Genomic DNA, 20,993 nt, shown 5'->3' with positions numbered 1-20,993 from the left:
CAGCGAGCACACGCAGGACACCCGCGAGGCCCGGCACGGGAGCGGCCCCCGGGAGCCGCGGGACATCGGCGCACGCCTCGACGGCGACCCACGCACGGACCGGGCCACCGAGGCCTTCGTCGCCCATCGCAACCTGCTGTTCACCGTCGCCTACGAGATGCTCGGCTCGGCCGCCGACGCGGAGGACGTCCTCCAGGAGACCTGGCTGCGGTGGGTGGGCGTCGACCTCGACGAGGTGCTCGACCGGCGCGCCTACCTGGTCCGGATCACCACGCGCCAGGCGCTCACCCGGCTGCGGACGCTCGGCCGCCGCAAGGAGTCCTACGTCGGGACCTGGCTGCCCGAGCCGCTGCTGACCACCCCGGACGTGGCCGACGACGTCGAGCTCGCCGACAGCGTCTCGATGGCGATGCTGCTCGTGCTGGAGACGCTCGGGCCGACCGAGCGGGCGGTGTTCGTCCTGCGCGAGGTGTTCGACCTCGGATACGACGAGATCGCCGAAGCCGTCGACAAGAGCCCGGCCGCCGTACGCCAGATCGCCCACCGGGCACGGGCCCACGTCGCCGCGCGCCGCCCCCGCGAGACGGTCTCCGCCGCCGAGACCCGCCACGCGCTCGACGCCTTCCGGCGCGCGACCGAGACCGGTGACCTCCAGGGCCTGCTCGACCTCCTCGCACCGGACGTCGTCCTCATGGGCGACGGCGGCGGCGTCCGGAGGGCCGTCCTGCGACCCGTCGTGGGGGCCGACAAGGTGGCCCGCCTGATGATCGGCGGGCTCGGCAGACTCGCGGGGCAGGAGATGCTGCTGCGCCCGGCCGAGGTGAACGGGTACCCGGCGCTGGTCCTCCGGCTCGACGGCGCGCTCGACACCGTCGTGGCCCTGCGCATCGAGGACGGCCTCATCACCGGGCTCTACGCCGTCCGCAACCCCGACAAGCTGTCGCACATGGACCGGGAGACCGCCCTGAGCCGCTGAGCCGCTGAGGCACTGAGGCGCCGGACCGGTGCGGCACCTCGGAGGGCCGCGCCGCACGGACGAGTGCACCTCGGCCCGGGTCGGGGGACGGGCGGCGCGCCCTGACCCGGCGGGCCCAGCGCCCCGCGTAACGTGACGGCCCGGAGACGGCCGACCCGGCGAGGAGTGACGACGTTCATGGGGCAGAGGGATGGCGGCGACGACGTACTGGTCGTCGGAGCGGGAGCCGCCGGACTGGCCTGCGCGGCCGACCTGGTCGCCGGCGGGCTCCGTGTGAGCCTGCTGGAGACCGCCGGGACCGTGGGCGGCCGGATGCGCACCGACCGCGTCGCCGGCTTCACCGTCGACCGCGGATTCCAGGTGTTCAACACCGCGTACCCGCAGGTGAAGCGGCGCCTGGACCTGCGGGCCCTGCGGCTGAGGCCGTTCACACCCGGCGTGCTCGTGCACACCGACGACGGGCCTCGCCGCTTCACCGACCCCACCCGACGCCTCCGCGAGAGCCGCGACCTGCTGCCCGGCAGGCTCGCCTCGACCCGCGACCTGCTCGCCCTGGGCGCGCTGTCCGCCCGCGACCTACTGGCTCCGGCCCGGTACCTGCGGACCCGGCCCGACGCCACCACGCTCACCGCGCTCGCCGACGCCGGCGTCTCGCCCGACCTCGTGGAGACCTTCTTCCGCCCGTTCCTGTCCGGGGTGTTCCTGGAGGACGAACTGGAGACCTCCGCCCGCTTCTTCCACCTCGTCTGGCGGACGATGCTGCGCGGCACCCTGTGCCTGCCCGCCGAGGGCATCGGCGCCGTCCCCGCCCAGCTCGCGTCCGGACTGCCTCCCGGAGTCCTGCGCACCGGGCTGCCGGTCGCCTCGCTCACCGACCGGGGCGTGACACTGGCCGACGGCAGCGAACTGGCCGCCCGCGCGGTCGTGGTCGCCACCGGCCAGCGCGCCGCCGCCCGGCTGCTCCCCGGCCTGGACGTGCCGAGCGGCCGGGTCGTCACCACGCTGTACCACGCGGCGGAACGCTCCCCGCTGCCCGAGCCGACCCTGGTCGTCGACGCGCGGCGCCGCTTCCTCAACTCCTGCGTCCTCACCGAGGTGCACCGCGGCTTCGCGACGGACGGCCGGGCCCTGGTGTCGACCTCCGTCCTCGGGGACCCGGACCCGGAGCGGGAGGCGGCCGTCCGGGCCGCTCTCGCCGAGGTCTACGACACGGACACCCGGTCCTGGGAACCGGTCCACCGCGTCGCGGTCCACGACGCGCTGCCGGCCATGCCACCGCCCCTCCCGCTGTCGCGCACCACCCGCTTCGCGCCCGGCCGGTACGTGTGCGGCGACCACCGGGCCACGGGCTCGCTCCAGGGCGCCCTGGCCTCCGGGGCCCGCGCGGCCCGCGAGGTCCTGGCCGACCTGCGGCGGCGTCCCCCCGCGACCGGGCCCACGGCGCTCGCCTCCGCCCCCGCGCCGCCGAACCCCGCATGACGGCGACGCACTGGCTGTTCGGCGACCAGCTGGGCCCGCACTTCACGGCCACGGCGGCCGGCGGCACCCCCCGCGACACCGACTGGCTGATCATCGAGGCGCGTTCCGTCTTCCGCCGACGCCGCTTCCACCGCGCCAAGGCCCATCTGCTGCTCAGCGCGATGCGGCACCGCGCCGCGGAACTCGGCGCCCGGTACGTGCGGGCGGACACGTACCGGGCCGGCCTCGCCGAGGCCGTCGGGGACGCGCCCGTCAGCGTCCACCACCCCACCTCGCGCGCCGCGCTCCGGCTGCTCGACGCGCTGCCGCAGGTGACGGTCCACCCGGCGCGCGGATTCCTCGTCGACCGGCGGGAGTTCGCCCGGTGGGCGGCCGACCACGCCCCGCGGCGGCTGCGCCAGGAGGACTTCTACCGCTGGGTGCGGGCCGACCGCCGCATCCTGATGGACGGGCCGGACCCCGCCGGCGGGCGGTGGAACCACGACCACGACAACCGGCAGCCGCCGCCCAGGGGAGCCCGCCGCCTCGACGTGAAGCCGCCGTACCGGCCGCGCGAGGACGCGATCGACGAGGAGGTCCGCGCCGATCTGGACCGCTGGGAGCGCGAGGACGGCATCTCCTTCGTCGGGCGCGACGGCCCCCGGACCTTCCCCGCCACCCGGCGCGAGGCCCTCACCGCGCTCGACCACTTCGTCCGGGACCGCCTGGCCTCGTTCGGCGCGCACGAGGACGCCGTGCTGGCCGAGGACCCCGTCATGAGCCACAGCCTGCTCTCCTCCTCGCTGAACCTGGGCCTGCTGTCGCCCCGGGAGTGCGTGGCCCGTGCCGAGCAGGCGTGGCGCGACGGCGAGGTGCCGCTCAACAGCGCCGAGGGCTTCATCCGTCAGATCTGCGGCTGGCGCGAGTACGTCTGGCAGCTGTACTGGCACTTCGGCGAGGACTACCGGCACGCCAACGCGCTCGGCCACACGGAGCCGCTGCCGCGCTGGTTCCTCGAACTCGACGCCGACGCCGTCGAGGCCCGCTGCCTGTCCACGGTGCTCGCCCAGGTGCGGGACACCGGCTGGACGCACCACATCCCCCGGCTGATGGTGCTCGGCAGCCACGCCCTGCAGTACGGCTGGGATCCCGCGGCGGTCACCGACTGGTTCCACCGCAGCTTCGTCGACGGCTACGACTGGGTGATGCTGCCCAATGTGGTGGGCATGTCCCAGTACGCCGACGGCGGCCGGATGACGACCAAGCCGTACACCACCGGCGGCGCCTACCTGAACCGGATGAGCGACCTCTGCGGGCCCTGCCGGTACCGGCCCACGGCCCGCACGGGGGACGACGCCTGCCCGTTCACGGTCGGGTACTGGTCCTTCCTCCACCGTCATCGCGAGCGGCTGGCCGCCAACGCCCGCACGGCCCAGGCCGTACGCGGTCTGGGCCGGCTCGACGACCTGCCCGAGGTGCTCCGGCTGGCGGCGGAGCACCGTACCCCCTGAGCGGCCGGCGGCGCCTCACCGGTCCGACGAGGCGGGTGCCCGGCTCACAGGACGGAGGCCCGGGCGGCGAACAGGGCCGCGAGTGCGAGCGCGCCTATCACGATGAGGGCGAGGAAGACCCCGGGGTGCTCCCACGGGCCGCCGTCCGGCCGCTCCGGATGCGCCTCGGCGATGCCGCCCTCGACGGGCGGGGTCTCCTCGGGCTTCACCAGGGGATGGATCGTCGCCATGATGTCCTCCACGGTGTGTGCTCTGCCAGGGACGGAATTCCGGGTGCGCGGCTCACCACCCCGCACTGCCGGGGACCCCCTTGAAGGGCCCGGTGATCTCCTCGGTGATCCAGCCGCCGTAGAAGTCGCCCGGCTGCGCCCGCACCGGCTCCCCGTCGACGGTGCACAGGTCGACACGGCCCGGGTAGAACGCGAAGTGCCCGGCGAGAGCCGTGTAGCCGGGCCGCGGGTCCTCGTAGCTCCACGCCACGTCCGGCACCACGAGCCCGTCGGTCCGCAGACTCCAGTACACCGCCGGCCCCTTCCACTCGCAGAAGGTGGAGCTCGCCGACCGCGTCAGCCGGTCGACGCGGACGTCGGCGCGCGGGACGTAGAACACCGGCGGATGGCTCGTCTCCAGGACGCGCAGGGAGTGACAGGTGTCCGCGAGGGTCGCGTCGCCGTGCCGGACGGTCACCCGGCGCGTGTCGCGTTCCACCCTGGGGGGACGCGGATAGTCCCACACCGACTCCCGCGGCCGCGCGCCGCGCCCCGTCACCGGGTCGTCCCCGCCGATCGCCGTCATGTCCCGGCCTCCCTGCCTGCCGCACCCTCACATGCTCTTCGGCGACGCGGGCGGCGGGGGATGCACCTCGTGCCCGCGGATCGCATCCGCGAGCCCCGTACGAGCGGAAGGGAGTCCATCAGGCTGTGTGACAGCGAACGGACGGGGCCCATGGCCCGCGGGCGGGAGGCCGAGGCAGTGATCAAGGTGGAGCGGAGTTTCCTCGTCGCCCTTCCCCGGGACGAGCTGGTCGCCTATCTGGAGGACTTCGGGCACACCGAGAGCTGGGACCCCGGGACGGTGCGCTGCGTCCGGACCGACGACGGCCCGCTCCGGCCGGGCGCGACCTGGCACAACACCTCGCGCTTCCGCGGACGGACGACCGAGCTGGAGTACCGGCTGGTCGGCAGCGAGACCGACCGGCTCGAGTTCGCCGGCGAGAACAAGACCGTCACGGCGCACGACGAGCTCCTCTTCGAGGCCCGGTCACCGGCCGTGACCCGGCTCACCTACCGGGCGTCGCTGCGGTTCAAGGGGCTCGCCCGGCTCGCCGCGCCGTTCCTGCGGGCGGAGTTCGAGCGGCTCGCGGACGAGGTGGTGGAGCGGCTTCCGGCGGCGGTCGCCGAGCGCGGCGCGGCCTGAGGACCGTACCGGCGGACGCGAACCGGGCCGTGTGCCGCACCCGCCCGGGGTGCGGCACACGGCCGTACGCCGCGCTCCCTACCGCCCCGCGCGCCGCTTGTTCCAGACGTCGAAGCCGACCGCGGCGAGCAGCACCAGGCCCTTGATCACCTGCTGGTAGTCGGTGCCGATGCCGACCAGCGACATGCCGTTGTTGAGCACGCCCAGCACCAGGCCGCCGATGACGGCGCCCTGCACCGTGCCGACACCGCCGCTCATGGACGCGCCGCCGATGAACGCAGCGGCGATCGCCTCCAGTTCGAAGTTGAGCCCCGCCTGCGGCGTCCCCGCGTTGAGCCGCGCCGCGTAGACACAGCCCGCCAGCGCCGCCAGGACCCCCATGTTCACGAAGACCAGGAAGGTGACCCGGCGGTCCTTGACGCCCGACAGCTTCGCCGCCGCCTTGTTCCCGCCGAGCGCGTACACGTGCCGGCCCACCACCGCGTTGCGCATCACGTACCCGAGCCCGATCAGCAGCACGCACATGATCAGCATCACCACCGGCACCCCGTGGAAGCTGGCCAGGGTGAGGGTGAAGGCGACGATCGCCGCCGTCATCGCCACGCACTTCAGCGCCCACAGCCCGGCGGGCAGCGGCTCCAGCTCGTACGCCTCCTGCCGCCTGCGGTCACGCCATTCGCGCAGCAGCAGGAAGACGACGGCGACGAGACCCAGGAGCAGGGTCGGGTTGTGGTACTGCGTGTACGGGCCCGTCTCGGGGATGAAGCCCTTGGCGATGTTCTGGAAGCCGTCGGGGAAGGGCGCCAGCGAACGGCCCTCCAGGAAGATCTGGGTCAGTCCCCGGAACAGCAGCATCCCGGCGAGCGTCACGATGAACGACGGGATGCCGAGGTAGGCGATGAAGAAGCCCTGCCAGGCACCCGCGACGGCGCCGACCAGCAGGGACAGCACCAGGGCGAGTACCCACGGCATGTCGTGCCTGACCATCATCACGGCGGACAGCGCCCCGACGAACGCGGCCAGGGAACCCACGGAGAGGTCGATGTGGCCCGCGATGATGACGATCATCATCCCCATGGCCAGGATGAGGATGTAACTGTTCTGCTGGATCAGGTTGGAGACGTTGTTGGGCAGCAGCAGGGTGCCGTCGGTCCATATCTGGAACAGGACGACGAGGAAGACGAGCGCGACGAGCATGCCGTACTGGCGCATGTTCGCCCGCACGCCCTGGACGAGCAGCGCACCGGAGGACGGGCGTTCGGGCCGGGCCGGCGCGGTGTCCCGCGCGGAGGGGGTCGTGGTGGTCATGGCGGGCCTCAGCTCCTGCTCACGGTCATGGTCATGTGGCGCATCAGGGTTTCCTGGGTGGCCTCGTCGCGGGTGACCTCGCCGGTCAGCCGGCCCTCGGCCATCGTGTAGATCCGGTCGCACATCCCCAGCAGTTCGGGCAGCTCCGAGGAGATGAGGAGCACCGCCTTGCCCTGCGCCGCGAGCCGGTCGACGACGGTGTAGATCTCGTACTTCGCCCCGACGTCGATGCCGCGCGTGGGCTCGTCCAGGATCAGCACCCGGGGGTCCGCGTGGATCCACTTGCTCAGGACGACCTTCTGCTGGTTGCCGCCGGAGAGCCGGCCGACCTGCTCCAGCACCGTCGGCGTCTTGATGTTCATGCTGGACCGGTAGGTCTCGGCGACCTTCCGCTCCTGGTGCTGGTCGACGACCCCGCGCCGCCGCAGGGACCGAAGCGAGGCCAGCGAGACGTTGCGGTGGACGGTGTCGTCGAGGTGGAGGCCGTAGCGTTTGCGGTCCTCGGTGACGTAGGCGAGACCGGCCGCGATCGCGGCCGGGACGGTCCCGGTGGCCGCCTCCCGCCCGTCGACCTCCACCGTGCCGGCGACGTGGCGGCCGTACGAGCGGCCGAAGACCGACATCGCGAGCTCCGTGCGGCCGGCGCCCATCAGCCCGGCGATGCCGACGATCTCGCCCCGCCGTACCGTCAGCGACACGTCGTCGACGACCTTGCGCCGGCGGTCGACCGGATGCCGCACGGTCCAGCCGCGCACCTCGAGCGCGACCCGGTCCGCGTCCTCGCCCGGGTAGGGCGTGCGGTCCGGGAAGCGGTGGTCGAGGTCGCGTCCCACCATCCCGCGGATGATCCGGTCCTCCGACACCTCCGGCTCGGCGTCCGGTGCCGTGCGGACGGGCAGTGTCTCGACGGTCCGGCCGTCGCGCAGGACGGTCACCGTGTCGGCGATCCGCCGGATCTCGTTCAGCTTGTGCGAGATGACGACACAGGCGACACCCTGCTCGCGCAACTCCAGGATGAGGGCGAGCAGATGCGCGCTGTCCTCGTCGTTGAGGGCCGCCGTGGGCTCGTCGAGGATGAGCAGGCGCACCTCCTTCGACAGCGCCTTGGCGATCTCCACCAGCTGCTGCCGCCCCACGCCGAGGTCGGCGACCGGCGTGTGCGGATGCTCGCGCAGCCCGACCCGCGCGAGCAGGCGCTGGGCGCCGTGCAGGGTGGCGTTCCAGTCGACGACGCCGCGCCGGGCCCGCTCGTTGCCGAGGTAGATGTTCTCCGCGATCGACAGGTGCGGTACCAGTGCCAGTTCCTGATGGATGATCACGATGCCCCGGCGCTCGGCGTCGCGGATGTCCCGGAAGGACACCCGCTCGCCCTCGAAGAGGACGTCGCCCTCGTAACTCCCCTGCGGGTGCACCCCGCTGAGCACCTTCATCAGCGTCGACTTGCCCGCGCCGTTCTCCCCGCACAGGGCGTGGACCTCGCCGGCCCGTACGGTCAGGTGCACGTCGCTGAGCGCCGCGACCCCGGGGAAGGTCTTGGTGATCCCGCGCATCTCCAGCACGGGCGGCCGGGTCACGAGAGCTGTCCCGCGGTGAAGTAGCCCTCGCGGACCAGGAGATCGGTGTTGGTCCGGTCGATGCTCACCGGGTCGAGCAGGTACGAGGGGACGGTCTTCCTGCCGTTGTCGTAGTCCTTGACGTTGTTCACCTCGGGCTTCCTGCCGTTCAGGACGGCGTCGCCCATCGCCACCGCCCGGGCGGCGAGCTTGCGGGTGTCCTTGAAGGCCGTCTGGGTCTGCTCGCCCCGGATGATGGACTTGACCGACGCCAGCTCCGCGTCCTGCCCGGTGACGACCGGCAGCGGCCGGTCGGGGGTGCCGTAACCGGCGCTCTTGAGGGCGGAGATGATCCCGATGGAGATGCCGTCGTAGGGGGAGAGGACCGCGTCGACGCTCTCCTCGCCGTAGTTCTTGCTGATCAGGTCGTCCATCCGCTTCTGGGCGGTGCCGCCGTCCCAGCGCAGGGTGGTGGCCTGGTTCATCCTGGTCTGGCCGCTGCGGACGACGAGCTGTCCGCTGTCGAGGTAGGGCTGGAGCACCTTGACGGCGCCGCTCCAGAAGTAGCGGGTGTTGTTGTCGTCGGGGGAGCCCGCGAAGAGCTCGATGTCGTACGGCTTGCCGCCGCCCTTCGCCGGAGAGCCGAGCCCGAGGCGCTCCACGATGTAGCGGGCCTCCAGCTCGCCGACCCGCTCGTTGTCGAAGGAGGCGTAGTAGTCGACGTTCGGGGTGCCCATGATGAGCCGGTCGTACGAGATCACCGGGATGCCCGCGTCGTGGGCGCGCTGGAGGACCTCGGTGAGCGCCGAGCCGTCGATCGCGGCGATCACCAGCAGCCGGCGCCCCTTGGTGATCATGTTCTCGATCTGGGCGATCTGGTTCTCGACCTTGTCGTCGCCGTACTGCAGGTCGGTGTCGTAGCCGGCCTCGCGGAACTGCTTGGCCATGTTCTCGCCGTCGGCGATCCAGCGCTCCGAGGACTTCGTCGGCATGGCGAGGCCGATCGTGCCGCCCTTGCCCGCGTCGGGCCGGTAGCGGCTGCCGCCGCGGGCCTCCTGGCCGCAGGCGGTGAGGGTGAGGAGGAGCAGGGCGGCGAGGGAGGCCGCCCCGAGCGTGCGGGTGCGCATGTGTCAGTTCCCTTCGGGGGTGGGAAAGCGCCGGAGTGTGCCGGGCAGCCGGGAGCCGAGCGGCGACATGCCGCCGTCGGCGCCGTGCCGGGCCAGCAGGTCGAGGACGAGCCGCCCGCGCCGGACGCGCTCGCGGGCGGTCGCCAGGGCGTGCTCGCGCAGATGGGCGCCGTACGGGTAGATCCCGGCCGCCCTGCTCAGGCCGAACTTGAGGTACAGCGGCGCGCCGCGCCGGACCAGCTCGGCCACCTCGTACATCCGCACGTGCCCGCCGAGGTCGTCGGGCGCCTCCACGTAGAGGTCCATGGGGGCCCGGCTGGACCGCCGGATCTCGGTCAGATGGGCGAGGGAGAGGTCGGAGGGGATGTTCAGCGAGTCGGCGCCCAGCTGTTCGTACACGCTGTACGAGGCCGGGTTGACCGGCCCGATCAGCGCGGAGACCTTGAGCGTGGTGTCGGCGGGGAGCACGCCCGCGGTACGCAACCGGTGCAGCGTCCAGAGCACCCCCTCGTCGGCGACCAGCAGACAGCGCACGCCGAGCCCGGTGGCGCGCACCGCGTCCTCGACGCAGCCGGCCAGCGCGTCGTGACCGCGGGCCCGCGGGCCCGCGCCGCCGGAGTCGGTACGGGTGGCCGCGCCGATGTCCCAGGTGCCGCGGGGACCGGTGAACAGGCAGAGCTCCACCGAGCGTTCGGTGCAGGCCCGCACCATCTCGGTGATCTCGTCGTCCGTGAGCATCCAGACGCCGCTGCCCTGGCTGACCCGGTGGACGGGCAGGCCGAGCCGGGTGCTCTCGTCCAGCACGACGGCGAGCGCCTCCGGTCCCTCGACGGACGGGATCTCGGTGCGCCAGGCGCCGCCGTCGGGGAACCGGTGCGGGGAGGCGTCCTCGGGCGAGGTCGCGGGGGAGGGGTGGTCGATCCGCGCGAGCGCCTCGGCGGCCGGGCGGCGGGGGTGTGTCGACGGTGCGGTCACAGATGTCCTCTGCCTCTGTTCGAAATACCGGACAAGGTTCGGAAGGGAGGGCGGGCGGGAACCGGAGTGCGGGGCCGCGCGGCTCACGGGCGCAGCAGGACCTTGCCCGTCTTCGCGTCACCACCCCCGACCAGGGCGATCGCCTCCGCGAAGCGTTCCAGCGGGAACTCGTGGCTGATCAGCGGCGCAGGGTCGAGCAGCCCGAGCGAGAACGCGCGCACGGCGTCGGTCCAGGCCGACGACGACGCCCCGAAGACGCTGCGCACCTCCAGCTGGCTGAGCGAGAGGTGCACCGGGTCGATGCCGGTCGCGCCCGGCGTGAACATCCCGGTCAGCACCACCCGCCCGCCCCGGCGGGCCAGCAGGCACGAGGCGGCGGCGGTCGTCGGCGCGCCGGCCGTCTCCACCACCAGATCGAAGCGGCCGGCCGCCGTCTCCGCCTCGCGCGGCGTCAGGACCTCGCTCGCGCCGTGCCGCAGCGCCTGCTCGCCGCGGGCGGCGCGGGGCTCGACCACGGCCAGTTCGGCGGGAGTGACAGCGGCGAGCAGCTGGACGGCGAGCAGCCCCAGGGTGCCGGCTCCGACGACGGCGACCCGCTCGCCCGGGCGCGGGCGGCCCGCCCGGACCGCCGCGGCGACCACGGCGGCCGGTTCGAGCAGCGCGGCGGCGCGCAGGTCGGCGTCGTCGGGCAGCGGGTGCAGCAGCCGGGCGGGGACCACCACGTGGTCGGCGAAGGCGCCCGGTTCCGTGAAGCCGGTCTCCGCGTACCCGGCGACGCACAGACTGGTCTCCCCGGCACGGCACCGCGCGCAGACGCCGCAGGCGCGGAAGCCCTCGGCGACCGCCTTGCGGCCCCGCAGCGAGGGGTCGACCCCCGCGCCCACGGCGTCCACCGTGCCGGACCACTCGTGGCCGGGGACGATCGGGTAGCGCACGTAACCCGGGTCGCGGCGCCCCTCGTACACCTCCCGGTCGCTCATGCAGATCCCCGCGGCGGCGACCCGCAGCCGGACCTCGCCGGCGCCGGGCTCGGGCACCCGCCCCTCGACCAGCCGGTGTTCCCCGGGCGCCTCGACCACGACGGCCCGGCCGGCGGCCGCCGGGCCGCGGCCCGTCCCGCGCGTCCCCCCGGGTCCGGCCCGGCCGGCGCCACGGCGCCCTTCGGTGTCGCTCACTTCGGCGCCCTCCGCTCCCAGCCCTCGGCCCACAGGTCGAAACGGGCCCGACGCTGCGGGAACTCGGCCGCCGCGTCCACGTCCAGCTCGACGCCGAGCCCCGGGGCGTGCGACACCGCGAAGCAGCCCGTCTCGGGATCGACCTCGGGAGCGCCGTGGACCACCTTCTTGATCTCCGCGTCGGCGAAGTCGTTGAAGTGCTCCAGGATCTTGAAGTTCGGTGTGCACGCGGCGAGCTGGAGCGAGGCGGCGGTGAGCACCGAGCCGCCCACGTTGTGCGGGGCGACCATCACGTAGTGGGTCTCGGCCGTGGCGGCGAGCTTGCGGGTCTCCAGGATGCCGCCGAGATGCCCGAGGTCGGGCTGGATGACGTCCGCCGCCTGCGACTCGAAGAGCTCCCGGAACTCGATCCGGTCGTGGATGCGTTCCCCCGTCGCGATCGGCAGATCGACCTTCTCGGCGACCTTCCGCAGCGCCTTCAGGTTCTCCGGCGGCACCGGCTCCTCCAGCCATGCGGGCCGGAAGGGCGCGAGTTCGCGCGCCAGCCGGATCGCCGTGGCCGGCGAGAACCGGCCGTGCATCTCCAGCATCAGTTCCACGTCCGGCCCGATCGCGTCACGGACCGCCTCGATCAGCGAGACCGCGTACCGCGAGCGCTCGGCGTCCAGTTCGAGGTGACCGGTGCCGAACGGGTCGATCTTCAGGGCCCGGTAGCCGCGCGCCACCACCTCCCTCGCCGCCTCGTGGTACGCCTCCGGGGTCCGCTCGGTGGTGTACCAGCCGTTGGCGTACGCCTTCACCCGGTCCGTCACGCTGCCACCGAGCAGCTGCCAGACCGGCACGCCGAGCGCCTTGCCCTTGATGTCCCAGCAGGCCGTCTCCACGACCGCGATGCCGGACATCACGATCTCGCCGGCGCGCCCGTAGTCGCCGTACTTCATCCGCCGGACCAGGTCCTCGACCGCGAACGGGTCGGAGCCGGCGATGTGGTTGGCCTCCGCCTCGCGGAGGTAGCCGAGCAGGGCGTCCGTGCGGCCCAGCATGCGGGTCTCCCCGACACCGGTCAGACCCTCGTCGGTGTGCACCTGGACGTAGGTCAGGTTGCGCCAGGGCGTTCCGACGACATGTGTGGTGATTCCCGTGATCCGCACGCCCGTTGCCTCCAGGTCGTTCGATATTTCGTCACACGTTCGAAATGGTGGCGCGACCGTAATCAGGGCCTCGACGGGTGTCAATGGCCCGCGCACGGGCCATTGCCCGGTGAACAAGCCTGTGGTTAGCCTATGTTCGCGATATCGATCAATGATCGTCATACCGAACGAAGAGGGTGGGTGGACGCTCATGGGACGTCTGGTTCCCGCGGTGACCAGGGCATTCGACATCCTGGAACTGTTCCTCCAGGGCGAGGAGACGCTCTCCGCTCCCGAGATCACCCGGCGGCTCGGGCTGCCCCGCACCACCACGCACGAGCTGATCACCACCCTGGCCGCCCGCAACTACCTCACGCAGATCCCGCAGCAGCCGGGCCGCTACCGCCTCGGCGTACGCACCTACCAGCTCGGCAGCCGCTTCGCCGAACAGCTCGACCTCGCCGCCGAAGGGCAGGCCGTCGCCCGCGAGATCGCCGACACCTGCGACGAGACCGTGCACGTCGCCCTGCTGGAGGACCTCGACGTCATCTACGTCGCGAAGGTGGACTCCACCCACGCCGTCCGCATGGTCTCCGCGGCCGGCCGCCGGCTCCCCGCCCACTGCACCTCCGTCGGCAAGGCCCTCCTCGCCTTCCTGCCCGAGGCGGAGTTCGACGCCCGCGTCGAAGGCCGCGAACTGGCCCGGATGACACCCCACAGCATCACCGACCCCGACGCCCTGCGCACCGCGCTCGCCGAGATCCGCGCCCGCGGGACCGCCCTCGAACACCGCGAGTCCAACCCCGACGTCAGCTGCGTCGCCGCGCCCGTCCGCGACGGCTCCGGTCAGGTCGTCGCCGCCCTGTCCATCTCCGTGCCCGTCATCCGCTGGAGCCGCGAGCGCGAGGACGAACTCGCCGCCCTCGCCGCCAAGGGCGCCCACGACCTGTCGCTCCGGCTCGGTCACCGGTGCACCCGGTGACACCGGAGATCGCCGTACGGGCGGCCGCCGAACTCGGCGAGGGACCCACCTGGGACGCCGCCGGGGACCGCCTGATCTGGGTCGACATCCTCGGCTGCCGGATCCACACCTACGCACCGGGCACCGGCCGGACCGCCACGCTCCGCGTCGACCAGCACGTCGGCGCGGCCAAGCCCCGCTCCGGCGGCGGGCTCGTCGCCAACCTCCGCGACGGGGCCGGGCTGTACGCGCCCGACGGGACCTTCTCCTGGCTGCTGCACGACCCGGTGCCCGGCCGCCGGGGCAACGACGCCGCCGTCGCGCCGGACGGCAGCCTGTGGGCCGGCACCATGCGCTACGACGAGGCCCCGGACGGCGGAGGCCTCACCCGCATCGCCCCCGACGGCACCCCCACCCCGCTCATCGACCGCGTCGGCGTCAGCAACGGCATCGGCTGGAGCCCGCACGACACCACGCTCGCGTACTACGTCGACAGCTCCACCCGCCGGGTGGACACCCTGCGGGTCGTGGACGGACGGGTCCGCGAGCGCCGGGAGTTCGCCCGTCTCGAAGCCGGCGCGGGCTTCCCCGACGGCCTCACCGTGGACGCCGACGGCTGCGTCTGGATAGCCCTCTGGGACGGCGGGCAGCTCCGCCGCTACACCCCGGGCGGCGCGCTCGACCGCACCGTCGACCTGCCCGTCGCCCGCCCGACGGCGTGCGCCTTCGGCGGCCCGGGGCTGCGCGACCTGTACGTCACCACCGCCCGCACCGGGCTTCCCGGCGCGCCCGAGCCCGCCGGCTCGCTCCTCGTCCTGCCCGGCATCGGCCAGGGGCTGCCCGGCAGGGCGTTCGACGGCTGACCCTCCCGACGGGGGACGGGGGACGGGGGACGAGGGACGAGGGACGGGAGCGTGGGGGCGGCAGCGGCGTTCGCGGTCCGGGAGCCCCCGGCCGGCGGCTGACGTCACCGCACCGGGGCCGGGCGCCAGTCTCCGAGGTACGTCTCCCGCGTCGCCGACCGGGCCGCGGTCCGGGAGAGCTGCGGCCGGTTCTCCGGGACGGTGATCCGCGCGCCCGGGCCGGTGTTCCGGAACTCGGCGAAGCGCTGCTCCTGCCACGGAGCGGTGTCCCGCATGTTCGCGTACGGGGCCACCGCGTCGATGCCGGCGCCGAGGACGCTGTCGCGCACGACGAGGGAGGGCCACGCCGTCGGGTCCGAGCTCGGCACCCAGGGCCGGGCCAGCTTGTGGAAGCCGTCGGGAGCCGCACTGCTCACCCGGCAGCGGCTGACCAGGAAGCCGTACGGGTTGTCGCGCGCCGTGGACGGGGCGAGGACGAAACCGAAGGGCGGGGCCGTCAGGTCCGGCCGGTCCAGGGCGCGGAACCGGCAGTGCTCGAAGACCGCGCGGGCCCGGCCGAAGACGAAGTCGACGTCGCCCTCGACGTGGCAGTGCGCGAAGTACTGGCGGGCGACGGTGGCGAGCGCCGTCGAGTCGGCGTAGAGCGTGTCCTGGTGCCCCAGGAAGCGGCAGTGGAAGAACGCCGACCGGTCGCCCTGCACCTTCAGGGTGACGGCCTGCGTGCCGGGGTTCCCGGGGAGGTCGGTGCGCAGGAAGTCGTTGGCGAAGGTGACGCCCTGCGCGGTGAAGCCGTCCGCCTGGACGGTGGTGGTGGCGGAGCCGGAGGTGCCGTGCGTGCCGCCGTCGGGCCGGGGCGTGCCCGCCGCCGTGTCGTGGACGACGGTCACGTCACGAGGGTCGCCGGTCGCGCCGATCCAGGTCATGCCGGTACGCGCGGTGCCGACGGCGACCCTCTCGCGGTAGACGCCCGGGGCGATCACCAGCGTCCAGCCGGCGCCGCTCGTGGCGTCCACCGCCGCCTGGACGCCGGTGTGGTCGCCGAGGCCGCCGGGATGGACGTACAGCGTGCGCGCGTCCCGCCGGGCGGCGGGGGAACCGAAGCGGCCGAACGGCGCGCCGCCGGGGTGCGCGGCCGCCGGCGCCGCGGGCAGCGCGAGGGCGAGCGCGGCGCCGGCGCCGAGACCGAGCAGGGAACGGCGGCCGACGGCCGCCCGTGCGGGATCCGCGGGCATGCGGAACCTCCTTCGCTGGGCGTGAGGAGAGGGGAGGGAGAGACGGGCTCCACGGGGGAGGTGCGCGACGCGGGGAGCCGGCGGGCGGAGAGCGGCGAACGGGCCGTGGACCGCGAGAGCGTGCCGTCGGTCGGACCGGTCTCGGGGGTACGCCCCGGGCGCCGCCCTCGGCCGGCGCCCGGTCAGCGCAGTCGGCCGGCGCCCGCCCGGTGGTCGACGAGCCCGGGCACCGCCTGCGGGGAGTCGACCCGCGTCCGCAGGACCGGGGTCCATCCGGCGCCCTCGCGCAGGATCTCGGCCGGGTACTGGGCGTTGTGCACCGCGAGCAGGTCGACGGGCGCGCGGTTGACGAAGTTGTCCTTCGTGGTGACCGGCGCGTCCTTCCACTTCTTCAGGATCTGTCCGACCGGGACGTCCGGGCCGAGGGTGAACGCGTTCCTCTCCGCGACGAGCTGGGACTCCTGCCCGATGCCCAGGCTGTACACGTAGCCGGGACCGGGCACCACGAAGTGGTTGTTGTACGCGTCGACCTTGCCGAAGCGGACCCGGGGCGCCCGCTCGCCGACGTCGGAGAACAGGTTGTGGTGCAGCGTGACCCGCAGCCTGTCCCGGTCGGTCGCGCCCGCGCTGTCGCTGTTGCCGATCATCAGCGTCTTGTCGTGGTCGGCGAAGACGTTCCAGGAGACCGTGACCAGGTCCGCGCCGCGCACGACGTCCAGCTCACCGTCGTGCTGCTGGTAGACCTCGCCGTAGTACGAGGGCAGCGAACTGTCCGGGTGGGCGCCGTCGGTGAACGTGTTGTGGTCCACCCACACATGGGTGGAGCCGTACACCACCATGCTGTCGTACTCGGAGTTCCAGGCCCCCGTCGCCCCGTCCGTCGGGTCCCACTGCGGGAAGCAGTCGAGCGGGCTCTCCAGCGTGAGGTTGCGGATCACGACGTTGTCGACGCCCTGGATCTGGAGGCTGCCCCCGGTGATGCCGGCGTTCCGGCCGACCCCGACGATCGTGGTGTTGGCCGGGACGTACGCCTTGATCGCCTTGCCCTGGGCCGCGGCGGACGCCGCCCGCAGCTCCTCCTGGGGGCCGCTGACCTCGGTCTCGTACCCCCAGACCGCCGGGTCGTAGTCGGCGAGGTAGCGGGCGAAGTCGTAGCCGGCGGCCTCGAAGGCGGCGCAGCCCGCGGCGGTGGCGTTCAGCGTGCCGCGCACCTTCACGATCCGGGGCTCGGTGCCGGGGACCGCGAGCGCGGTCCGGAGCTCCTCCCAGGTGGAGACGGTGAAGACGCGCGAGGCGACGGCCGCCGCCCCGCCGCTCGTCCCGGTGCCCTCCGACGCCCAGCCGTCCTGCGCCGGCAGGGTCTGGCGGGCCGGGTCGTGCCCGCCGTGGGCCGCCGCCGGCGTGGCGAGTCCGCCCGTGACGCTGAGGACGATGGCGGTGGCGCCCACCACCCATGTCTGCGTGTGTCTCATGCTCGGCTCTCCTCGGGATCTGGCCAGGTGATCCACTCCGTGGGGATCTCCTGGTCGAGTCGGCGCGTGTCGCCCGGTGCGAGGACACGCGTGTGCAGCAGCGAGGCCGCGACCAGCCGGGCCACGGCGATCGCGCCCGGCGGGTTGAAATGGGTGTTGTCCTGCTCGGTCGGCGTCCAGTTGAAGTACGCCTTCGTCGTCTCCGGGCCGAGCTTCTGCCACAGCGCCAGCGACTGCTCCTGGAGGTCGAGCAGGGCGACCCCTTCCTCCCGGGCCACCTCCCGCATCGCGGCCGGGTACTCCCCGTGCGTCCGCAGGGCCGTACCGTCCGCGGCGAACCTGCGCCGTTCGACGGAGGTGGCCAGCACGGGCAGCGCCCCGCGTTCCCGGGCGCCTTCGACGAACAGACGCAGGTTGTCCTGGTAGGAACCCCAGGGATCGGTGTACCGGCTGGGGTCCTCCGTCTTCTGGTCGTTGTGCCCGAACTGGACCAGCAGCAGGTCGCCCGGACGGATCGCGGCCAGGATCGGGTCCAGCCGCCCCTCGTCGAGGAAGCTCTTGGTGCTGCGCCCGTTGACGGCGTGGTTGGCGACCTCGGCGCCCTTGTGCAGGAAGAAGGGGAGCGCCATGCCCCAGCCGGTCTCCGGGGCGGCGTCGGCGTACTTCTGCGCGGCGGTGGAGTCGCCGGCGAGGTGGACGGTGCGCATACGGCGGGGTCCTCGGGTTAGGTGCGCGGCCGCGGTGGCGGCCGTGACGGGGGCCGCGGCCAGGGCGAACGCGAGGCCCGCCCCGGCCGTGACCAACCGGCGGCGAGTGACGGTCACTTCGCCTGTGACTTCCACTCGGCCTGCGCCGCGTTCAGCTGCTCGGCCAGGCTGCTCAGGAACTCCTTCGCCGTGGACTTCCCGAGCAGGACCTTCTGGAAGGCGGGCTCGTTGTCGGCCTTGGAGATGGTGTTCCAGTCGGGCAGGTAGTACGGCAGCTGCACGATCGTGGCCTTGCCGCTGAAGAGCGCCTCGGCGGCGAGCTTCGTCGGCTCGGCCTTCCCGAGCCACGCGTCACCGGCCGCCTCGGTGTTGGCCGGAATCGCGCCCGCCGACTCGTTCCACTTGCTGTTGGAGGCGTGCGAGGCGGCGAACTCGATGAACTTCCAGGCCGCGGCCTTGTTCTTGCTCGACGAGAAGAGCCCGAGGCCGTCGACCGGGTTGGAGACCTGCACCCGGGTGCCGTCGTCCATGGTCGGGTTGGGGATGCCCCGGAACTTCTCGGTGCCCAGGGCCTTCACGTGGTCCTTGTACGAGCCCAGGTTGTGGTTCAGCATGCCGATCTCGCCGCTGTCCCACTGGGCGACCATCTTGGTGAAGTCGTTGTTGACGTCCGCCGCGGGGGTGTTCTTCTTGAACAGGCCCACGTACTTCTCCAGCGCCGCCACGTTCGCCGGGTCGTCGACGGTCGTCCGGTCACCGTTCCAGAAGCTCTTGATGCCGCTCTGGCCGTACATGGCGTCCAGGGCCTGGGCGATGGAGCCCGCGCCGCCGCGGATCGTGTAGCCGAAGCGGTTCTTGTCCTTCTGCGTCAGCTTGTCGGCCGCCGCGTAGAACTTCGACCAGGTGGTGGGCTCCTCGAGGCCGGCCGCCTGGAAGAGGTCCGTGCGGTAGTAGAGGACGCCGTTGCTCGCCGAGGTGGGGACGGTGAACATCTTCCCCTGGCCACCCGCGGACTTCACGCTGTCGACCATGCCCGCGTTCAGCTTGCCCTTCAGCGAGCTGCCGTCGATCCGGGCGTCGAGGGGCTCCAGGGCGTTCTGCGCGGCGATGCCGGCGAGCATCGCGGCCCCGACGCCGCCGACGTCCGGCAGGCCGCCGCCCTGGATCGCCGTGTCGTACTTGGACTGCACCTCGGTCGAGGCGATCCCGACGTACGTCACCTTGATGTCGGGGTTCTTCTGCTCGAAGTCCTTGATGATCTCCTTCCAGACCTCGGTGCGCACACCGCCGTTGTTGTCCCAGAAGGTGATCTCTCCCTTGCCCGCACCCTCGTTGCCCTTGTCGCCGGCCGCGCCGCTGCCGTCGTCACCACAGGCGGTGGCGGTCAGGGCGAGCACGGTGGTCAGGGCCAGGGCGGAAGCGGCTCTGCGCCGCCCGTTGCGGAAGATGGTCATCATCGGCTCTCTTCTCTCGGGTCTTGCGGGGGTGATGGGGCGTGAGGGGTGTGCTGAAGGCCGCTCGGGGGTGCCGAGCGGACGGGGACGGGGTCTCGGTGAGGCGGGGGTGCGGGGTGCGCCCGGTGGTCCGGGCGGGTTCAGGGGCTGACGCGGAAGGAGGTGAACGCGGCGGTGCCGGCGGCGCCGGTACCCGGGGGAGCTGCGGCGAACAGGCCGAGCAGGGCCCCGACCCAGCGCCAGGGCGTGGCGGCGAAGACCTGTCCGCAGACCGTGAAGTCCGTTCCGTCCGCCGCGGCGTACGAGAAGCGGACGCGCGCTCCGGACAGGAGCTCGATCCGCAGCCTGACCCGGTCGCCGGGAGCGGGCCGCGGGGCTGCCGCGTCCCGTTCCTCCTCGGCGTTGGCCGGCGCGAACCGGTGCACGAGGCGGGCCGAGCCGTCGGCGGAGCGCTCCAGCCCGATCCAGGCGTACGCGTCGCCGAGCACCACCAGCCCGGCGCGGGCGCCCGGCGACCCGTCCACGAGCCGCAGCTCCACCTCGACCGTGCCCTCCCTGGCCGGCAGCCGCTGGGTGAGCAGGTGCGGCAGCGCACGGAGATCGTCGATCCGCTCCGTGCGGCCGCAGTCGAGCCACAGCCCGTCGCCGGAATGGTGGGTCGTCCAGCCGTCCAGCGGGTTGGCCGCCCACTGCCACTGGCGTCCGAACCGGCCCCCGGGGAACATGTCGTCGGTGGCGGGCGCGGACAGCGGCTGCTCCGGCAGGGCGGGCTTGGCGTGCACCGGCACGGGCACACCCCGCGCGCCGAGCACCGGCCACCCGTCCGCACCCCAGCGCATGGGCTGGAGATGGACGAGCCGCCCGTACGCCCCGCACTGCTGGAAGTGCACGAACCAGTCCTCGCCGTGCTGCGTCCGCACCCAGCCGCCCTGGTGGGGGCCGTTGACCTCGGTGTCCCCCTGCTCCAGGACGATCCGCTCCTCGTAGGGCCCGAAGAACGAGCGCGAGCGGAACGCCCCCTGCCAGCCGGTGGCCACACCGCCGGCCGGGGCGAGGATCCAGAACCAGCCGTCGTGCCGGTACAGCTTCGGCCCTTCGAGCGTGAACCAGCCGGGAATCCGGTCCGCGTCGACGATCGTCCGCCCGCCGTCGAGGAGCCGCTCGCCGTCCGGACTCATCCGGTGCCCGGTGAGCCGGTTGTTGACCCCCGAACGGGACTTGGCCCAGGCGTGCACCAGATACGCCTCGCCCGTCTCCTCGTCCCACAGCGGACACGGGTCGATGAGTCCACGACCCGCCTTCAGCAGCTTCGGAGTGCTCCACGGCCCGCGCACCGACGGCGAGTTCACCTGCCAGATGCCGTGGTCCGGGTCGCCCCAGAAGATCCGGAACCGGCCGTCGTGGTGGCGCAGGGAGGGAGCCCACACCCCGCCGTCGTGCCGGGGGACCGCGTACGCGGCCTCCGGCGGCAGCCGGTCCAGGGCGTGCCCGACGAGCGACCAGTTGACCAGGTCCCGGGAGTGCAGCAGCGGCAGTCCGGGCACCCGGCCGAAGCTGGAGGCGGTGAGGTAGTAGTCCTCGCCGACGCGCAGCACGTCCGGATCGGACCAGTCCGCGGCCAGGACGGGATTGCGGTAGGTCCCGTTCCCGAGGTCTCCTGTGCGCACGGCCCCCG

At 73.2% G+C, this 20,993-nt stretch carries 19 protein-coding genes; 6 read left to right on the top strand and 13 right to left on the bottom strand.

Annotated elements, in window-relative coordinates; genetic code table 11:
- The first annotated feature begins 64 nt into the window (after window positions 1–64).
- From ACE1OA_RS04965 to ACE1OA_RS04955, 3 genes are all read left to right on the top strand, one after another.
- Entirely contained in the window at window positions 65–976 is a 912-nt protein-coding gene (locus tag ACE1OA_RS04965; protein WP_384871998.1) for an RNA polymerase sigma-70 factor, read from the top strand.
- A 177-nt stretch (window positions 977–1,153) separates the two neighbouring features.
- Window positions 1,154–2,455, top strand: a complete 1,302-nt coding sequence (locus ACE1OA_RS04960; protein WP_432752341.1) for an NAD(P)/FAD-dependent oxidoreductase — start codon at window positions 1,154–1,156, stop codon at window positions 2,453–2,455.
- The gene (locus tag ACE1OA_RS04955; RefSeq protein WP_432752340.1) at window positions 2,452–3,945 is read left to right on the top strand and encodes a cryptochrome/photolyase family protein; all 1,494 of its coding nucleotides are present in this window, start codon (window positions 2,452–2,454) and stop codon (window positions 3,943–3,945) included. Before ACE1OA_RS04960 ends, ACE1OA_RS04955 begins: the two co-directional genes overlap by 4 nt.
- A gap of 44 nt (window positions 3,946–3,989) precedes the next feature.
- Here ACE1OA_RS04955 and ACE1OA_RS04950 read toward each other — a convergent pair whose 3' ends face one another.
- Together ACE1OA_RS04950 and ACE1OA_RS04945 are read right to left on the bottom strand one after the other, a co-directional pair.
- Window positions 3,990–4,175 (bottom strand): hypothetical protein, encoded by a 186-nt coding sequence (locus tag ACE1OA_RS04950; protein WP_356600025.1) that lies wholly within the window; start codon window positions 4,173–4,175, stop codon window positions 3,990–3,992.
- A gap of 52 nt (window positions 4,176–4,227) precedes the next feature.
- Complete coding sequence (locus tag ACE1OA_RS04945) at window positions 4,228–4,740, bottom strand: DUF427 domain-containing protein (RefSeq protein WP_432752339.1); 513 nt, start codon at window positions 4,738–4,740, stop codon at window positions 4,228–4,230.
- 150 nt (window positions 4,741–4,890) lie between these two features.
- Between ACE1OA_RS04945 and ACE1OA_RS04940 the strand changes: the two genes are divergently transcribed.
- Window positions 4,891–5,361 (top strand): SRPBCC family protein, encoded by a 471-nt coding sequence (locus ACE1OA_RS04940; protein ID WP_384871964.1) that lies wholly within the window; start codon window positions 4,891–4,893, stop codon window positions 5,359–5,361.
- 78 nt (window positions 5,362–5,439) lie between these two features.
- Here ACE1OA_RS04940 and mmsB read toward each other — a convergent pair whose 3' ends face one another.
- The 6 genes from mmsB to ACE1OA_RS04910 form a co-directional block, all read right to left on the bottom strand.
- Window positions 5,440–6,669, bottom strand: coding sequence for a multiple monosaccharide ABC transporter permease (mmsB, locus tag ACE1OA_RS04935; RefSeq protein ID WP_356600019.1), 1,230 nt, complete (start codon window positions 6,667–6,669; stop codon window positions 5,440–5,442).
- An 8-nt stretch (window positions 6,670–6,677) separates the two neighbouring features.
- Window positions 6,678–8,219 carry a multiple monosaccharide ABC transporter ATP-binding protein gene (gene mmsA / locus ACE1OA_RS04930; RefSeq protein ID WP_384872001.1) on the bottom strand — a complete coding sequence of 514 codons (1,542 nt, stop codon included), beginning with the start codon at window positions 8,217–8,219 and terminating at the stop codon, window positions 6,678–6,680.
- A gap of 20 nt (window positions 8,220–8,239) precedes the next feature.
- On the bottom strand, window positions 8,240–9,349 hold the full coding sequence (gene chvE / locus ACE1OA_RS04925) for a multiple monosaccharide ABC transporter substrate-binding protein (RefSeq protein ID WP_432752338.1): 1,110 nt from the start codon (window positions 9,347–9,349) through the stop codon (window positions 8,240–8,242).
- A gap of 3 nt (window positions 9,350–9,352) precedes the next feature.
- Window positions 9,353–10,324: a hypothetical protein gene (locus ACE1OA_RS04920; RefSeq protein WP_432752337.1), complete on the bottom strand. Its 972-nt coding sequence runs from the start codon at window positions 10,322–10,324 to the stop codon at window positions 9,353–9,355.
- Window positions 10,325–10,407: 83 nt separating this feature from the next.
- Window positions 10,408–11,403, bottom strand: coding sequence for a zinc-dependent alcohol dehydrogenase (locus ACE1OA_RS04915; RefSeq protein ID WP_432754035.1), 996 nt, complete (start codon window positions 11,401–11,403; stop codon window positions 10,408–10,410).
- 92 nt (window positions 11,404–11,495) lie between these two features.
- Entirely contained in the window at window positions 11,496–12,650 is a 1,155-nt protein-coding gene (locus ACE1OA_RS04910; RefSeq protein WP_384871974.1) for a mandelate racemase/muconate lactonizing enzyme family protein, read from the bottom strand.
- 190 nt (window positions 12,651–12,840) lie between these two features.
- Between ACE1OA_RS04910 and ACE1OA_RS04905 the strand changes: the two genes are divergently transcribed.
- Together ACE1OA_RS04905 and ACE1OA_RS04900 are read left to right on the top strand one after the other, a co-directional pair.
- Window positions 12,841–13,611: an IclR family transcriptional regulator gene (locus ACE1OA_RS04905; protein ID WP_432752336.1), complete on the top strand. Its 771-nt coding sequence runs from the start codon at window positions 12,841–12,843 to the stop codon at window positions 13,609–13,611.
- Complete coding sequence (locus tag ACE1OA_RS04900; protein WP_356780303.1) at window positions 13,608–14,453, top strand: SMP-30/gluconolactonase/LRE family protein; 846 nt, start codon at window positions 13,608–13,610, stop codon at window positions 14,451–14,453. The genes ACE1OA_RS04905 and ACE1OA_RS04900 overlap by 4 nt, the downstream gene beginning before the upstream one ends.
- A gap of 104 nt (window positions 14,454–14,557) precedes the next feature.
- Here ACE1OA_RS04900 and ACE1OA_RS04895 read toward each other — a convergent pair whose 3' ends face one another.
- From ACE1OA_RS04895 to ACE1OA_RS04875, 5 genes are all read right to left on the bottom strand, one after another.
- Window positions 14,558–15,685: a pectinesterase family protein gene (locus ACE1OA_RS04895; RefSeq protein ID WP_432752335.1), complete on the bottom strand. Its 1,128-nt coding sequence runs from the start codon at window positions 15,683–15,685 to the stop codon at window positions 14,558–14,560.
- A gap of 182 nt (window positions 15,686–15,867) precedes the next feature.
- Window positions 15,868–17,157 carry a pectate lyase family protein gene (locus ACE1OA_RS04890; RefSeq protein ID WP_432752334.1) on the bottom strand — a complete coding sequence of 430 codons (1,290 nt, stop codon included), beginning with the start codon at window positions 17,155–17,157 and terminating at the stop codon, window positions 15,868–15,870.
- The gene (locus ACE1OA_RS04885; protein ID WP_432752333.1) at window positions 17,154–17,981 is read right to left on the bottom strand and encodes a rhamnogalacturonan acetylesterase; all 828 of its coding nucleotides are present in this window, start codon (window positions 17,979–17,981) and stop codon (window positions 17,154–17,156) included. The genes ACE1OA_RS04890 and ACE1OA_RS04885 overlap by 4 nt, the downstream gene beginning before the upstream one ends.
- A complete protein-coding gene (locus ACE1OA_RS04880; RefSeq protein ID WP_356780320.1) occupies window positions 17,978–19,318 on the bottom strand; it encodes an ABC transporter substrate-binding protein in 1,341 nt (446 codons plus the stop codon). Before ACE1OA_RS04880 ends, ACE1OA_RS04885 begins: the two co-directional genes overlap by 4 nt.
- A gap of 140 nt (window positions 19,319–19,458) precedes the next feature.
- Window positions 19,459–20,985, bottom strand: coding sequence for a family 43 glycosylhydrolase (locus tag ACE1OA_RS04875; protein ID WP_432752332.1), 1,527 nt, complete (start codon window positions 20,983–20,985; stop codon window positions 19,459–19,461).
- Window positions 20,986–20,993 lie beyond the last annotated feature (8 nt).

The organism is Streptomyces sp. JL2001, from assembly GCF_050917515.1.
Lineage (GTDB): Bacteria > Actinomycetota > Actinomycetes > Streptomycetales > Streptomycetaceae > Streptomyces.
This window is presented reverse-complemented; position numbering and strand designations above follow the sequence as displayed.